This is a genomic window from Neobacillus drentensis (genome assembly GCF_036962765.1).
In the GTDB taxonomy this organism is placed as follows: domain Bacteria; phylum Bacillota; class Bacilli; order Bacillales; family Cytobacillaceae; genus Neobacillus; species Neobacillus drentensis_C.
The window spans coordinates 98,349-113,945 of record NZ_JBALOS010000002.1 but is presented as its reverse complement, the minus strand read 5'-3'; the positions used below and the strand labels follow the sequence as shown (position 1 = coordinate 113,945).

The following is a 15,597-nucleotide window of genomic DNA, read 5'->3' as shown; positions in this document are numbered from 1 at the left end:
ACTGCCTTCATAGTGCCATTGGTGCCTGACACCATAAGTTCCGCCTCTTCTAACTTCATTGTAATGGCTATGGCGCCGCTGCCGGTTCCGATGTCGGCCAGCTTGATGATTGGTTTCTCCGTGCTAAACAGCCGTTTGATCCGTTGGAGGGTGCCGTAGACGAGTTCTTCTGTTTCTGGTCTTGGAATCAGCACTTCTTCATTGACGAGATACGGGCGCCCATAAAACTCTTCCTCCCCGATGATATACTGGACCGGGACACCCTTCACATGGTCAAAAACCGCTTTTTCAAAGTCCTCCCACACACCTGGAGCTAACTCATCACGCATATTCGCAAATAATTGCGCGCGCGACATCCCGGTGAAATGGCGCAGCAAAAGCTCGCCCGCATTTGCATCCCGATTCGCTGGACCTAAAAAAGAAGAAGCCCATTGAAGAGCTTCAAATACTTTTTTACTCATTAGAGGCACTATCCAGCCTGCGCGCTTGATCATCCATAATCAGCGCATCGATGATATCATCGAGCTTGCCTTCCAAAATTTGATCGAGCTTTTGAATCGTTAAGCCAATACGGTGGTCTGTCACCCGGTTTTGCGGGAAGTTGTAGGTACGAATCCGCTCCGAACGGTCCCCCGTCCCTACCGCCGATTTACGCACCGAATCATATTCCGCCTGCGCTTCCTGCTGATACTTATCATAAATACGTGCCCGTAGTACCTTCATCGCTTTATCTTTGTTCTTATGCTGTGATTTCTCATCTTGAATCGAAACCACAATCCCCGTCGGAATATGCGTTAACCGCACCGCTGACATCGTCGTATTAACGGACTGTCCGCCGGCGCCGCTGGAAGCAAACGCATCGAAACGAATATCTTTATCATTGATTTCCACTTCTAATTCTTCCGCTTCCGGCAAACAAACAACCGTCGCTGTTGACGTATGAATCCGGCCGCTTGATTCTGTCTCCGGAACACGCTGCACTCGGTGCGCGCCATTCTCATACTTCAATTTCGAATAAGCACCCTGGCCATTAATCATAAAGCTGATTTCCTTGTAACCGCCAAGACCAGTTGGGCTCGCATCAAGTAGATCAATCTTCCAGCCTTGCGCTTCTGCATAACGGCTGTACATGCGGTATAAATTCCCAGCAAACAAGGCCGCCTCGTCCCCGCCTGCTGCACCGCGGATTTCAAAGATAACGTTTTTGTCATCATTCGGATCCTTCGGAATCAAGAGAATCTTCATCTTCGCTTCCAAATCAACGATCTGCGCTTCCAGTTCGTTAACTTCTTCCTTCACCATTTCACGCATTTCAGCATCCAGCTTCTCATCCAACATCACTTTCGCATCCTGAAGCTGCGCGCGTGCTTCTTTATATTCACGATACGTTTGAACTGTTTCTTGTATATCAGATTGTTCTTTTGAATATTCACGTAATTTTTTTGAATCATTAATAATTTCTGGGTCGCTCAAAAGTTCATTCAACTTCTCATAGCGATCTTCCACCGATTGAAGACGATCAAACACAGTCTATTCACCTCAATTTTTTGTCCATAACATTCTAATTATAGTATAGGTGAAAACAACCGTCAAAACCAAATTCCTGGGGGAAATTTTTTCGCAGGATATTTTTGGATAAAACCACCTCTTTAAAAAGCCTTTTCCATTAGTGGGATCACCGTATCGATGATCCCACCTTTTATTTATTGAATTGAAGCAGGCTTCATCTGTGTGTTCCCCTGCTGCTCTATCTTACTAACCACTTCTTCACTTGTATCCACTCGTTTAACGAATAACGCTAATACGAGAGCGACAACATTGATGGCAAGGGCTACGTAGAATGAATACTGAATACCAGCCAACAACGCTTGCTTTGTTAATAATGCAGTTGAAGCTTCTGTCAGGGTTGTTGGATCAACACCAGCCATTAAGCTTGTCGCTTCTGTTTTTGTCACCGAATTCATGATCGTAACAAGAATAGCGGTACCAATCGAACCAGACACCTGCTGTGCTGTATTGTTAACAGCTGTCCCATGTGGATTTAAGCGTGTTGGCAACTGATTTAACCCGTTGGTCATGATTGGCATCATCACCATTGACATACCAAACATTCTTAACGTGTAAACAAGAATAATATAAGTGTGAGTAGAATCGATTTGTAAGTTTGCTAGCATGTAAGTAGATACTGCTGTGACCACAAGTCCGGCTGCTGCGAGAATACGCGGACCCATTTTATCAAATAATTTGCCTGTAACGGGCATCATAAGCCCCATAACAATCGCACCAGGTAACATCATTAAACCTGAATCAAGTGGTGAAATACCACGTACACTTTGCACATACGCTGGTGTTAAAATCATCCCCGAGAACATGGCCACAGCGTTTACAATTGAAATGACCGATCCAAGGGCAAACATTGGATACTTGTAAACTCGTAAATCCAATAATGGTTCTGCTAGTTTTAATTGACGAACAATGAATGCCACTAATGCGATACTACCGATCATTAGCGATGTTAAGACAATGGAATCGGTCCAGCCATCCGAACTCGCTGAGCTGAAACCATATAGTAATCCACCAAATCCAATACTTGATAATACAACCGAGAAGTAATCAAGTTTTACATTTTTGTTCTGTTCCATTACATTTTCAAGCTTCCAAATAGCTAACAATAAGCTAAGAACTGCTAATGGTAAAATCATTTCGAAAAGGACGCGCCAGTCATAATACTCGACAATATAACCTGATAAGGTCGGTCCAATTGCAGGAGCTGTAATCATAACTAACCCAAAAATCCCCATTGCAGTACCACGTTTTTCACGAGGGAAACTTACTAACATGATGTTCATTAATAAAGGTCCCATAACTGAAGAACCGGCTGCTTGAATCATCCGCCCTGTAAGTAATACCCCGAAGTTTGGTGCAAAGGCTGCAATCGCAGTCCCTAATGTAAAAATCACCATTGAGGTTATAAATAGACTGCGATTCGAAAAGCGTGTTAGTAAAAAGGCTGAAGCTGGAATGAGTATCCCACTGACTAGCATATAGCCTGTCGATAACCACTGAACCGTTGAATAATCTTTAATATTTAAATCCACCATAATCGTTGGCAATGCCACATTTAATAGTGAGTTATTTAAAAATGAAACCATTGCTCCCACAAATAAGATCGCAATCATTAAATAGGGTGGTTTTCTTTGTTGTAATGATGAATCCATAGTTTTCTATCCCCTTATTCTTATTTTATTTCTCTTCTTTATAAAACCCTTTTTTTAGCAGCTCAATTTGTGCAATATAATTTTCTAAAGCTTCTTCTTCCGTCCATTCTTTTACGATCATTTGAATCAAGTTCTGAAAAGTGACAGCCGCCATAATTTTTAAAATCGAGTGTAGTTCTTGGTCATTTTTAATGTTTAAATGTTCTCTATTGATAAGGCTGATCGTAGTGACAAACTGATTTTTTTGATTTTCCTCGTAAACATGATTAGCGAAGGTGTTCTCCAATTTATAATTCATATTTAAAAAGGCATTTTTAAAAAGGTTTTGGTCTTCTTGATTGTTTTGGATTTTTATCAGAAATTGATAGGACTCAATAAACGTCTCAAATAAATTTCCATTCTTTTCTTTCAGGGTTGAAATGAATCGTTCCTGATTTTTTTGGGCAAGTTGATTTACCAAGTAATAATATACATCCTCTTTATCCTCAAAATATTGATAAAAGCTCCCCCTTGGAATTCCCGCACTTTTGATAATATTTGCAATGGATGCTTCATGTAATGGCACCCTGGAAAATTCCTTTTTAGCAGCTTGAATTAATGTGTCCTGTTTTTCTTTCGGTAAGTGAAAAAACGTTTGTTTCGGCATAATTACTCTCCTATTCATGTGACACCATGTCATAAATTGATTATATATGACAACGTGTCACAAGTCAATAAGAATATGACAGTGTGTCATTAGTAGGTTCAATACAAAAAAACATGCCCTGATAATCAGAGCATGCTAGCGGCGATCTTCTTTCACGCGCACTTCCATTTTATAGCGCGGTAAAGCCTGAATCAGTTGTCTGTGAAGTCGTGCTTCTGCTTTAATCTTTCCCTGTTCAGACAGCATCCCTTTTTTATAAACAGAAACCCACATCCGGTCACCATTGATCCAAACGGAATCTAAAGTAAATTCATTTGAATCAGCAATAACTTGCTTGGCCTTATTGATGTCTTCACCCGTATCTTTTCCGCCGCCCGTTTCAGAGCCACTCCCCGTCCGACCCAGGTTGAGAAAATTAGGATTTTGGTTAGTAATATCATCCTCGACAAGCCGCTGCTTATTTTCGCCCCGATTGGACATATTCGCTGGCGCATTGCGGTCATTGCCGCGGTTAGACATATAATTCGGTGCCGTCTGATCTTTTCGCAAGTCGTAAGCCTCTTGATTGGCCCCGCGATTATTCTGACAGCCGCTAACTAAAAACAACAGTGTTAATGAGAGAAACAGCCAAAATTTTTGCATCTTACACCTCCCATTACTATCATGCCCGGAGGCAGCTAGAACTGGACGAGTGAAATCTTTCCAAGATTTAATTTTCAAGGGGTCTGGGATTCCGCCGGAACTCGGGTGGATTCCGCCAATCTTTATCATTATTCCGCCGAACTCTAAAATGATTCCGCCAACCCACAAAAATTGCCCACCACCAAACATAATCAAACAAAAAAACTGCCCGAGAATACCCTTCTCAGACAGTTTTTACAGTGTAAAGCTTATTTATGGTGTCAGGCACTCATTATGTAAACTAAACTACATCCATCCTGACCCACTTTGTATTAATTTGTTGCTTCTTGCTCGATGCTTGAACGGTATGACGCCGTTTTTGGGACTTCGTGGTGGTGGCGGCAGCGAGGCTCGTACGCTTCGGAGGCACCTACTAAGATCACTGGGTCATGGTAGGATGCTGGATGACCATCGATCAAGCGCTGCGTCCGGCTTGAAGGCGAACCACAAACAGAACAGACCGCCTGCAGCTTCGTCACCGATTCAGCAATCGCCATCAACGCAGGCATCTGCCCAAACGGCTCACCGCGGAAATCCATATCAAGACCCGCACAAACCACCCGATGGCCGCTGTCAGCCAGCTGTTGCACAACCCTGAGAATCCCCTCATCAAAAAACTGAACCTCATCAATGGCGATAATATCCATATCCGCTTCCACATGGTGAAGAATCTCAATCGAATGAGTAATTGGCTTCGCATCAAAAGAAGATCCATTATGAGAAACGACAGATTGATCGTGATAGCGATTATCAATTTTCGGCTTAAAAACAGCTATCTTTTGTTTGGCGAACTGAGCACGTCTAACGCGGCGAATCAATTCCTCCGATTTCCCAGAAAACATACTGCCACAGATAACCTCAACCCATCCGCTTTGCTTCATTAAATACATAAAACGGCGTCTCCTTCCAAGCAAATCCTTAAATATCTATCAATTATTTGAATTTTATTTAAATAAAAAACAGGCAAGTAAATTGCTGCTTGCCTGTACTTTTTACAATTATTGTTGCTGTTGGCTCTTGATGCCGTATTTCTTGTTGAAACGGTCAACACGTCCGCCAGCTTCAGCGAATTTTTGACGACCAGTATAGAATGGATGACATTCTGAACAAGTTTCAACGCGAATTTCTTTCTTCACTGAACCAGTTTCAAAAGTGTTTCCGCATGCACAAGTCACCGTTATTGTTTTATAATTTGGATGAATTCCTGCTTTCATTCTTTTCATCTCCTTCCGCCCTGAATCTTTCGAAACAGAGTTATATAAAGTACCTGTCAAAAACAAGCAATGAAATACTACAAACACACTGCACCCATTATAACAAGGCAAACCTATTTTTGCAAGTTGGGATTTGTTGGTTTCTTTTTGAAAAAGGAACTTATTATAGCCCCCTGAACCAGGCTTGTCCTTGACCGAATCAGCTACGACCGGCGTGTTTTCAGCTCTTCCCCTAATTGGGCAAAGAACTCTTCATTTGACTTCGTCTGGCGTAATTTTTTCAAGAAACGCTCCGCAAAATCTGGTGAATCGGACATTGATTTGCGAATCGCCCATAATTTATCCAAATGATCCTTCGGAATCAACAATTCTTCCTTACGAGTTCCCGAACGACGAATATCAAGCGCAGGGAAAATCCGGCGCTCTGCGAGCGAACGGTCGAGATGCAATTCCATATTACCTGTCCCTTTAAATTCCTCATAAATGACGTCATCCATCCGGGAGCCGGTATCGACCAGCGCCGTCGCAAGGATTGTCAAGCTGCCGCCCTCTTCAATATTACGAGCCGCCCCGAAGAAACGCTTCGGACGGTGGAAGGCTGCCGGGTCAATCCCCCCGGAAAGTGTCCGGCCGCTTGGCGGAATCACCAAGTTATATGCACGCGCAAGACGTGTAATACTATCCATCAAGATAACCACATCACGCTTATGTTCTACTAAACGCATCGCGCGGTCGAGCACAAGTTCCGCAACCTTAATATGGTTTTCAGGCACTTCATCAAATGTTGAACTCACAACATCACCGGCAACCGAACGCTCAATATCAGTTACTTCTTCAGGACGTTCGTCGATCAACAGCATGATTAATTCTACTTCTGGATGGTTGGTTGTAATGCTGTTAGCAATTTCTTTTAACAGCATTGTTTTACCAGCCTTTGGCGGCGCGACGATTAATCCACGCTGGCCAAAACCAACTGGTGCGATGACATCCATAATCCTTGTGGAAAGATGTTTTGGAGTCGTTTCCAAATTCATCTGGCGGTTAGGATAGAGCGGCGTGAGGCCTGGGAAGTATACTCGTTCTTTCGCTGATTCCGGGTCTTCCCCGTTGACAGCTTCTACGTGCAATAGTCCATAATAACGCTCATTTTCTTTTGGAGGTCGTACCTTACCGGAAACTTTATCTCCATTACGAAGGTCGAAGCGGCGGATTTGCGAAGCAGAAATGTAAATATCTTCTGAGCTTGGCGAGTAGTTAATTGGTCTTAAGAATCCAAAACCTTCCGATTGGATTATTTCTAAGACGCCTTCCATGAAAAAATACCCTTGCTGTTCCGCACGAGATTTCAGGATGGCAAAAATTAATTCTTTTTTGGTTAGTTTGCTGTAATAGGTTACTTTATATTCGCGTGCCAGCTCATAAAGTTCCTTCAGCTTCATATTTTCTAAACTTGAAATTGTTAATTCCATTTGTGCACCACACTTTTATTTTTTTCAATCAGATATTATTAAGAGAGTTGAGGAATAGTGATAGAAGTAGAAATGAAATGAATAGAATTGCAGAAATAATGCATAATAAAACAATTACTATTTTACCCTCTATTCAAAAAATTAATCAACTTATTTTTCTCTTTTCATTCATTGGGAATTTCTTCTTGTAGGAGTTTATCCAAATTCCTAATGGAGTGTAATAGGAGTTTTTTATTTTTAGAGAAAGATGCCATGAAGGGTGCCTGACACGCATTAGTGTCAGGCACCCTACTGGTAGCACCCTCTATTTAATCACTAGGTTAGGTTTTTTCTTTAAACTATGACGGCCTTCGACAAAGCGAACGGTGCCTGATTTGGCACGCATAACGATGGAGTGTGTTGAGCCGTAAGATCCTTTGAATTGGACCCCGCGCAGCAATTCTCCGTCTGTAACTCCGGTCGCAGCAAAAATGGCGTCATCACCTTTGACCAGGTCTTCCATCCGAAGAACACGATTTACATCGAGTCCCATTTTAATGCAGCGTTCTAATTCCGCATCACTTTGCGGCAGTAGTCTCCCGATGATTTCGCCGCCAAGGCATTTGAGGGCAACAGCGGACAGGACGCCTTCAGGGGCACCGCCAGAACCAAAGAGAATATCGACACCGGTATTGTCAAACGCAGTATTGATGGCGCCTGCCACGTCCCCATCATTAATTAATTTGATCCGTGCGCCAGCCTCACGCAGCTGGGCAATGATTTCTTCATGGCGCGGACGATTTAAGACCGTCGCAACGACATCCTCGATATCTTTATTTTTCGCTTTGGCAACAGCCTTTAGGTTATCAAGCACAGACGCATTGATGTCAATATGGCCGACCGCTTCTGGGCCAACCGCAATTTTTTCCATATACATATCAGGAGCATGGAGAAGATTTCCATGGTCGGCAACAGCAAGCACCGCTAAGGCATTCCAGCCGCCTGATGCTAAAATATTGGTGCCTTCGAGTGGATCAACGGCAACGTCAACGCGCGGACCATAGCCTGTCCCGAGTTTTTCGCCGATATACAGCATTGGTGCTTCATCCATTTCCCCTTCACCGATCACCACAGTTCCCTTCATTGGCACGGTGTCAAACACATCACGCATCGCCGAGGTAGCTGCACCGTCGGCCTCATCTTTTTTCCCACGGCCCATCCATCGGGCTGAAGCAAGTGCTGCTGCTTCTGTGACACGGACAAGCTCCATCGTTAAACTTCTTTCCATCGTCTCCATCTCCCTTATGCTCTATGTCTATGTCTATTTGGCTAGCTGCTCCGCCTACAGGTTAATGTACGTTACTAACCAAAGCACTATCGTTTTTCTATGTGTCTAGATCTAGGATACGCCGCTGACCAGGCGCTTTCGCTTTTCTAAGTATTCTTCATTTGTTCGACTTCTTCTTGTGTCAGAGCTTCCCGCCAAACTGTGGCACCGAGGCCGTTTAGTTTTTCGACGAGTTCGCTGTAGCCACGGTCAATATGCTCGAGGCCGGTTACTTCGGTAATACCTTCTGCCATCAGGCCGGCAATGAAAAGCGCAGCGCCTGCCCTGAGGTCACTTGCTTTCACTTTGGCCCCTTGCAGCTGAACCGGACCATTGATGATGGCCGAGCGCCCTTCGACTTTAATGTTGGCGTTCATGCGGCGCAGTTCATCAATATGTTTAAAACGGGCTCCGTATATCGTATCTGTTACGACGCTTGAGCCGGACGATTTTGTCAACAGGGTCGTAAATGGCTGCTGGAGGTCAGTCGGGAAGCCGGGATATACGAGCGTCTTGATGTCAACAGCCTTCAACTTTGTAGATCCATCGACAAACACTTGGTCATCGCCTGACTCAACGCGAACGCCCATTTCTCGCAATTTGGCAATCAAGGATTCTAAATGCTGCGGGATGACGTTGTCGATTAACACACCTTCGCCAACAGCAGCGCCTAAAATCATATACGTGCCTGCTTCAATTCGGTCCGGGATAATCGTGTGGCGGCAGCCGTGAAGCGCTTCCACTCCGTCGATACGAATCACGTCCGTTCCCGCTCCTTTAATTTTCGCTCCCATGCTGGTTAACAGTGTTGCAACATCAATAATTTCCGGCTCTTTCGCGGCATTTTCAATGACCGTCCGGCCTTTGGCGCGAACCGCGGCGAGCATGATATTAATCGTCGCTCCCACACTGACAACGTCAAGGTAGATACGGGCGCCGCGAAGCTCGTCCGCTCGTAAATAAATCGCACCTTGTTCATTGGTAATTTGGGCCCCAAGTGCTTCGAAGCCTTTAATGTGTTGATCAATCGGTCTTGGTCCTAAATGGCAGCCGCCAGGTAAGCCAATGACCGCCTTTTTGAAACGACCGAGCATAGCACCCATTAAGTAATAAGAAGCACGGAGCTTTTTTACTTTCCCGTTTGGCAGGGGCATGGAAATCATGGTCGATGGGTCAACCGTCATATCGTTATCGGAAAGCTGAACGTTTCCGCCGATTTCTTCAAGGAGGTCCTTCAAGATTTCAACGTCAGAAATATTCGGCAATCCCTCAATTGTCACCGGTGATTCCGCTAAAATGGTTGCAGGAATTAACGCAACAGCACTATTTTTGGCACCGCTGATCCGAACAGTTCCCTTTAACGGATATCCACCTGCAATTTTAAGTTTTTCCATATTCGACTCCCTTCTAAGCCCTGTAAGTCAATCGGTGCAATCCGCTTATTACGAAATGAGGCTCTAGGTATATTTTTCCAAAAGTCAAAATCCGACAACTTGTCTATCCTTTAGTTTACACCAAAATTTTATTTTCATGTATGGCAATTAAAAAAATTTACACGAAATGGGAATAATTATCTATTTACATGGAAATTCCAACCTTTTACGAAGCCTTCAATGCCATGCACATTGAAGCTGTTTGAAACAGTTTCAATTTCGACTAAATTTTCAAATTTCTTTTAACAGACTGAAACCGCCCTAAAGTAAGAGGACGGTTTCCATTTTATCATATTTGGAACAAATATGAAATGTGGTTAGACATTCGATATTGTTCTATTAAGCTTTACCATTAGAACCAAATTCGCGAATTTTGCCCATAACAGTTGCTTTGATCGCGTCACGAGCTGGTCCTAAATATTTACGTGGATCGTATTCTTCAGGTTTTGCAGCTAATGTTTCACGAACTGCTTTTGCAGATGCGATTTGGTTTTCTGTGTTAACATTGATTTTCGCTGTTCCTAGGGAAACAGATCTTTGGATATCTTTTAATGGGATACCAGTTCCACCGTGAAGGACTAATGGAAGACCAGTAATATTGCCGATTTCCTCCATTTCAACAAAGCCAAGGTTTGGTTCGCCTTTGTATGGTCCATGAACAGAACCTAATGCAGGTGCAAGGCAATCGATGCCAGTGCGTTTTACTAACTCTTCACATTCTTTAGGATCTGCGTAAATAACGCCTTCTGCCACAACATCGTCTTCCTGGCCGCCAACAGTTCCTAATTCAGCTTCAACAGATACACCTTTTGAATGTGCATAGTCTACTACTTTAGAAGTAATTTCTATGTTTTCTTCAAATGGGTGGTGTGAAGCATCGATCATAACAGATGTGAAACCTGCATCAATTGCTTCTTTACACTTTTCAAAGCTTGAACCGTGGTCAAGGTGAATTGCTACAGGAACAGTAATTTTCAAATCTTCCATTAAGCCTTCAACCATTTTTACAACAGTTTTGAAGCCGGACATGTAACGAGCTGCCCCTTCAGAAACACCAAGAATTACAGGTGAGTTCTCCGCTTGTGCAGCTTGAAGAATCGCTTGTGTAAATTCTAAGTTATTTAAATTAAATTGCCCAACCGCATAGCCTTCAGCTTTTGCTTTAATGAGCATTTCTTTCATGGAAACTAATGGCATTTCTATTCCTCCTTAAATTAGGTTGCTATCTTTTCAAAATGGCCTTCCATATTAAGGTTTTCCCTCAATTTTCCGGATTATGTATACCTTTAAAAAGATAAGAAACCAGTAAAAAGTTCATATGTATCATATCAAACCAGGGGGTGAAATGCCATTAAAATGACGCAGTTTTCTAAACTGTCATAATGAAAGCGCGTCCATTTTCCTATCTTCATATATCTTATGTTTTTTATAAAAAAATGGCCATTAATTCATTTTTTGAGGGATGTGTTTACGAACAGCTGCTCGTATATCATCAATGTCAAACGGCTTTGCAAAATGTGTGATTGCACCAAGGTCCTTTGCTTCTTGAATCATATCCAGTTCGCCATATGCCGTCATAATAATAACACGGATATCTGGATCAATTACCTTCATCCGTTTTAAAATTTCGATTCCATCCATTCCAGGGATTTTCATATCCAATAGGACAAGGTCAGGGTCATGTTTTGTCACAATTTCAAGGGCCTGTATGCCATTGGCTGCCTGATATGTTTGATACCCCTCTTTTTGAAACACTTCATTTAGTAAAATTCTAATGCCAAATTGATCATCAACGATTAAAATTTTCTCTTTCATAACTCCACCTCTTCCTTGTTTACTCAATTCGTTTTATTATCCCATTAGTTATCACTTGTTATATTTCTCTATCTGGAAAATAATCTCCTGCTATTATTTTAAGATTTTGTTAATATTTTTGCTATATCAAAAAAACGCTTATAATAAGAGGGTGAAAAGGAGGGTTTTTATGTTAAAAATGTTTACAACTCAATTAACTGGTTTGTTTAAACGGATCGAGGAAAAAGAAGAATATTCGTTTGAAGAGGGAGCACGCTTGCTTGCCCAGGCACCGGTTGGCGATGGGTCTATATATATTTTTGCTGCAAACGAAATGAAGGCGGTCGAGTTCGAAGCATTCCACGGGGCGGAACCGTTTAAAGACGTTAAGATATTTAAGTCCATTGATGAAGTAACGGAATCAGATCGTGCACTGATCTTCACGCGTTATACCAGTGATGAAACCGCACTGGAGGTGGCAAGACAGCTTCACAAAAAAGGGATTCCATTTGTAGCGGTGGCCACGATCGTTCCTGAAGGTGAGGAATTACACGAATTAGCAGATCTCGTGATGGATTTGCGGCTGACGAAAGGATTGCTTCCTGACGATGAAGGAAATCGTTATGGGTATCCAGCTTCAATGGCAGCATTGTTCGTTTATTACGGCTTGAAATTTACCATTGAGGAAATTTTGGCAGAATATGAGGATGAAGAGTAAAGCGGGTATCGTTTATCGACCCGTTTTTTTATTGCTCTGCGTTATTTCCCGGGGGGTATTTGTGTTTAATGGGTTCTTGTTTATTTCAATTTCTAGTTTAGGATGTTTTGTGCCAATTTGCAGTAGTTTTGTGAAATTAGACAATATATGGAAACTCCTCGTTTGTTTGACCACTATAAAAAAACAGGACCAGAAAACTGGCCCTGTTTACTACCTTATTTCTGTAAAGATGCCTTAATAAAGTCACGGAACAATGGCTGTGGACGTGTTGGTCTTGAGACAAACTCCGGATGGAACTGAGACGCCACGAACCACGGGTGATCCTTCAACTCGACGATTTCCACTAAGCGGCCGTCCGGGCTAGTCCCAGAGAAAATAAAGCCTGCCGCTTCCATCTCTTGACGATACTGATTGTTAAACTCATAGCGATGACGATGGCGTTCATAAACAACCTCTTCCTCATACGCTTCGAATGCCTTCGTACCCTCGACAAGACGCGCTGGATACAGACCCAAACGCAACGTGCCTCCTAAATCCTCCACATCTTTCTGCTCTGGAAGCAAATCAATGATTGGGTAAGCTGTTTCCGGCACAAACTCCGCGGAATGCGCTCCTTTAAAGCCAAGTACATTTCGGGCATATTCAATCGTTGCCAGCTGCATTCCTAGACAAATACCAAGGAACGGCTTCTTCTGCTCACGAGCATAGCGAGTCGCTTCAATCTTCCCTTCAATTCCGCGATCACCAAAGCCGCCCGGAACAAGGACACCATCAACATCATCAAGAAGCTCAGCGACATTCTCACGTGTTACATCTTCGGAATTAATCCATTTGATTTCGACATCCGCATCAAACGCATAACCGGCATGCTTCATTGCCTCAACTACAGAGATATAGGCATCTTGAAGTTCCACATATTTTCCGACAAGACCAATTCGTGTCTTATTGGAAAGGTTGATTACGCGGTCTACTAATGCCTTCCACTCGGTCATATCCGCTTCTTTTACTGCCAATTTCAAATGGTCACAAACAATTTGGTCCATGTTTTGTTCTTGAAGGGCAAGTGGAATGGAATACAGCGTATCTGCGTCCATACATTCAATAACCGCCTTCGGGTCAATGTCACAGAACAAGGCAATTTTATCCTTCATGTCCTGTGAAACAGGCATTTCGGTACGGACGACAATAATGTTCGGCTGAATCCCAAGGCTGCGCAATTCTTTTACGCTGTGCTGGGTTGGCTTTGTTTTCATTTCCCCAGCGGCCTTGATGTACGGAATTAACGTACAGTGAATGTACATCACATTTTCAGAACCGATGTCACTCTTGATTTGGCGAATCGCTTCAAGGAATGGGAGCGATTCAATGTCCCCTACCGTTCCGCCAATTTCTGTAATGACGACATCCGCATTCGTTTCTTTTCCGGCACGGAAGCAGCGCTCCTTAATTTCGTTGGTGATATGCGGAATAACCTGCACAGTTGCCCCTAAATAATCACCGCGGCGCTCTTTGCGTAATACCGTTGAATAGATTTTTCCAGTTGTTACGTTTGAATACTTGTTTAAGTTGATGTCGATAAAACGCTCGTAGTGACCCAAGTCCAAATCCGTTTCAGCGCCATCACCCGTTACGAACACTTCACCGTGCTGGTAAGGGCTCATCGTTCCCGGGTCCACGTTAATGTATGGATCGAATTTTTGAATCGTCACACTTACGCCCCGATTTTTCAATAAACGTCCTAATGATGCTGCCGTAATTCCTTTTCCTAGTGATGACACCACACCACCAGTTACAAAAATATATTTTGTCATAAATATTTCCCCCTCTTATACAGTTTGTACATTATTCAGTTTGTTTAAGGGTTTTTGTAAAAAAATATTTTCCTTACGCCCGAAAAAATGAAAAAACTCCGCGATACAAGAGTTTTTTGAACAATAAAAAACGCCCGCCTACTTTTGGTAGGGAGCGTATTATAAGTAAATAATGTATCGTCCTTTTTAAGGAGCCCAAAAAAGATAATACAAGGGCAAGGAAAAAAAGTCAAGTTGATTAATCTTCTTCGACTTCTTCTTCATCTTCAAATTCTTCTTCTTCCTCAAGATCATCTTCAAGCTCGTCTTCTTCATCCAATTCAATGTCAAGATCATCCTCGATGACTTCATCATCGTCCTCATCGAACTCATCAACTTCGTCAATATCAAGATCTTCTTCATCATCCAAAAGATCATCTTCATCATCAAAGTCATCAAATTCATCTTCAACATCATCAATTTCATCGAAATCTTCAAGATCGTCTTCATCGACAACCTTCTTCGCTTTCTTCTTCTTAGGTTTGACGACGGCAACCACTTCTTCTTCAGCTGTATCGACTGGATACCAGACACGAAGTCCCCAGCGGTTGCTTCCTAATGAAAGGAAACGGCCATCCACATTGATGTCGGTGTAAAATTGAGCAAGTCGAGTACGAACTTCATCATCAGAAATTCCTGCTGCTTTTTTAATTTCTTGTAGTAGTTCACTAAAGGCAATCGGCTGCTTACTATTTTTCAAAAATTCATAAGCCATTTCCATAAGGGATAACTCTTTTAATTCCTCTTTTGAGTATTGTGCTAAACTCAATATAGGCACTTCCTTTCTCTATTTAACACTCTTAAATGAGTAAATAACGGACTATCGAAAAAAATTTGATATATTCGTTTATTTCGAGAACTGTCCAATTCTCGCTTTAGCCCCCCGCAGCAAAAGTACGTCGCAAAAGGGTCGCTTCGGCTTTAAAATCGCATATTCTTCATTATAAACAAATTCTTCCGGTTTATGCTAGTACTTGCCGTTGTTTCACTTGAATTTTTGCGGACGAGCTTTTTTACTATCATTTTTCTTTGCGTGCTTATGCTTTTTCATTTCTTTAATCGATATCACTAGAAAGAAGATTGCTAGCAGCAAGAATGAGATTGCGCCTAACTGGCGTTGATAGAGATAATTTAATGGCCAGGCAAACACAATTAAAACCATCAAAATATAACCCATCTTCATTTGCTCCACCTGCCTAAATCCCTCGAAGTATGTACGCTACATCGATTATATAAGATAACCTCAGATAATAATATCTCATAAAAAA

16 protein-coding genes are annotated in these 15,597 nt (G+C 42.5%); 1 reads left to right on the top strand and 15 read right to left on the bottom strand.

The window, feature by feature from the left end; genetic code table 11:
- The 12 genes from V7137_RS00895 to V7137_RS00840 form a co-directional block, all read right to left on the bottom strand.
- On the bottom strand, positions 1-461 hold a 461-nt coding region (locus tag V7137_RS00895; protein WP_420490070.1), incomplete at its 3' end, for a N5-glutamine methyltransferase family protein.
- Positions 454-1,527 (bottom strand): peptide chain release factor 1, encoded by a 1,074-nt coding sequence (gene prfA / locus V7137_RS00890; protein ID WP_218347018.1) that lies wholly within the window; start codon positions 1,525-1,527, stop codon positions 454-456. The genes prfA and V7137_RS00895, both read right to left, overlap by 8 nt.
- Before the next feature lie 176 nt (positions 1,528-1,703).
- The gene (locus V7137_RS00885) at positions 1,704-3,218 is read right to left on the bottom strand and encodes an MDR family MFS transporter (protein ID WP_335696328.1); all 1,515 of its coding nucleotides are present in this window, start codon (positions 3,216-3,218) and stop codon (positions 1,704-1,706) included.
- 25 nt (positions 3,219-3,243) lie between these two features.
- Positions 3,244-3,864 carry a TetR/AcrR family transcriptional regulator gene (locus V7137_RS00880; RefSeq protein ID WP_335696327.1) on the bottom strand — a complete coding sequence of 207 codons (621 nt, stop codon included), beginning with the start codon at positions 3,862-3,864 and terminating at the stop codon, positions 3,244-3,246.
- 135 nt (positions 3,865-3,999) lie between these two features.
- On the bottom strand, positions 4,000-4,701 hold the full coding sequence (locus V7137_RS00875) for a hypothetical protein (protein ID WP_335696326.1): 702 nt from the start codon (positions 4,699-4,701) through the stop codon (positions 4,000-4,002).
- A 116-nt stretch (positions 4,702-4,817) separates the two neighbouring features.
- Positions 4,818-5,435: a thymidine kinase gene (locus V7137_RS00870; RefSeq protein WP_335696325.1), complete on the bottom strand. Its 618-nt coding sequence runs from the start codon at positions 5,433-5,435 to the stop codon at positions 4,818-4,820.
- A 108-nt stretch (positions 5,436-5,543) separates the two neighbouring features.
- Positions 5,544-5,759, bottom strand: a complete 216-nt coding sequence (rpmE, locus tag V7137_RS00865; protein WP_168241298.1) for a 50S ribosomal protein L31 — start codon at positions 5,757-5,759, stop codon at positions 5,544-5,546.
- Between the two features lie 203 nt (positions 5,760-5,962).
- Complete coding sequence (rho, locus tag V7137_RS00860; RefSeq protein WP_335696324.1) at positions 5,963-7,228, bottom strand: transcription termination factor Rho; 1,266 nt, start codon at positions 7,226-7,228, stop codon at positions 5,963-5,965.
- Between the two features lie 304 nt (positions 7,229-7,532).
- On the bottom strand, positions 7,533-8,495 hold the full coding sequence (glpX, locus tag V7137_RS00855) for a class II fructose-bisphosphatase (protein ID WP_335696323.1): 963 nt from the start codon (positions 8,493-8,495) through the stop codon (positions 7,533-7,535).
- A 146-nt stretch (positions 8,496-8,641) separates the two neighbouring features.
- Positions 8,642-9,928: a UDP-N-acetylglucosamine 1-carboxyvinyltransferase gene (locus V7137_RS00850; protein ID WP_335696322.1), complete on the bottom strand. Its 1,287-nt coding sequence runs from the start codon at positions 9,926-9,928 to the stop codon at positions 8,642-8,644.
- A gap of 378 nt (positions 9,929-10,306) precedes the next feature.
- Positions 10,307-11,164 carry a class II fructose-bisphosphate aldolase gene (locus V7137_RS00845; RefSeq protein ID WP_335696321.1) on the bottom strand — a complete coding sequence of 286 codons (858 nt, stop codon included), beginning with the start codon at positions 11,162-11,164 and terminating at the stop codon, positions 10,307-10,309.
- 246 nt (positions 11,165-11,410) lie between these two features.
- A complete protein-coding gene (locus tag V7137_RS00840) occupies positions 11,411-11,782 on the bottom strand; it encodes a response regulator (RefSeq protein WP_026568193.1) in 372 nt (123 codons plus the stop codon).
- A gap of 169 nt (positions 11,783-11,951) precedes the next feature.
- Here V7137_RS00840 and V7137_RS00835 point away from each other — a divergent pair, with 169 nt between their 5' ends.
- Positions 11,952-12,479, top strand: a complete 528-nt coding sequence (locus tag V7137_RS00835) for a DUF2529 family protein (RefSeq protein WP_335696320.1) — start codon at positions 11,952-11,954, stop codon at positions 12,477-12,479.
- Positions 12,480-12,694: 215 nt separating this feature from the next.
- Here the strand turns inward: V7137_RS00835 and V7137_RS00830 are convergent, their stop codons facing one another.
- The 3 genes from V7137_RS00830 to V7137_RS00820 form a co-directional block, all read right to left on the bottom strand.
- Positions 12,695-14,290, bottom strand: coding sequence for a CTP synthase (locus V7137_RS00830; RefSeq protein WP_335455741.1), 1,596 nt, complete (start codon positions 14,288-14,290; stop codon positions 12,695-12,697).
- A 238-nt stretch (positions 14,291-14,528) separates the two neighbouring features.
- Entirely contained in the window at positions 14,529-15,098 is a 570-nt protein-coding gene (gene rpoE, locus V7137_RS00825) for a DNA-directed RNA polymerase subunit delta (RefSeq protein ID WP_335455737.1), read from the bottom strand.
- A 216-nt stretch (positions 15,099-15,314) separates the two neighbouring features.
- Positions 15,315-15,512: a hypothetical protein gene (locus V7137_RS00820; RefSeq protein WP_335455734.1), complete on the bottom strand. Its 198-nt coding sequence runs from the start codon at positions 15,510-15,512 to the stop codon at positions 15,315-15,317.
- Between the last annotated feature and the right edge of the window lie 85 nt (positions 15,513-15,597).

Bases quoted from the DNA above. Each gene is read 5' to 3' on its own strand.
- V7137_RS00885 (WP_335696328.1), bottom strand. From the start codon at position 3,218: ATGGATTCATCATTACAACAAAGAAAACCACCCTATTTAATGATTGCG.
- V7137_RS00880 (WP_335696327.1), bottom strand. From the start codon at position 3,864: ATGCCGAAACAAACGTTTTTTCACTTACCGAAAGAAAAACAGGACACA.
- V7137_RS00870 (WP_335696325.1), bottom strand. From the start codon at position 5,435: ATGTATTTAATGAAGCAAAGCGGATGGGTTGAGGTTATCTGTGGCAGT.
- rpmE (WP_168241298.1), bottom strand. From the start codon at position 5,759: ATGAAAGCAGGAATTCATCCAAATTATAAAACAATAACGGTGACTTGT.
- rho (WP_335696324.1), bottom strand. From the start codon at position 7,228: ATGGAATTAACAATTTCAAGTTTAGAAAATATGAAGCTGAAGGAACTT.
- glpX (WP_335696323.1), bottom strand. From the start codon at position 8,495: ATGGAAAGAAGTTTAACGATGGAGCTTGTCCGTGTCACAGAAGCAGCA.
- V7137_RS00850 (WP_335696322.1), bottom strand. From the start codon at position 9,928: ATGGAAAAACTTAAAATTGCAGGTGGATATCCGTTAAAGGGAACTGTT.
- V7137_RS00845 (WP_335696321.1), bottom strand. From the start codon at position 11,164: ATGCCATTAGTTTCCATGAAAGAAATGCTCATTAAAGCAAAAGCTGAA.
- V7137_RS00840 (WP_026568193.1), bottom strand. From the start codon at position 11,782: ATGAAAGAGAAAATTTTAATCGTTGATGATCAATTTGGCATTAGAATT.
- V7137_RS00835 (WP_335696320.1), top strand. From the start codon at position 11,952: ATGTTAAAAATGTTTACAACTCAATTAACTGGTTTGTTTAAACGGATC.
- V7137_RS00830 (WP_335455741.1), bottom strand. From the start codon at position 14,290: ATGACAAAATATATTTTTGTAACTGGTGGTGTGGTGTCATCACTAGGA.
- V7137_RS00820 (WP_335455734.1), bottom strand. From the start codon at position 15,512: ATGAAGATGGGTTATATTTTGATGGTTTTAATTGTGTTTGCCTGGCCA.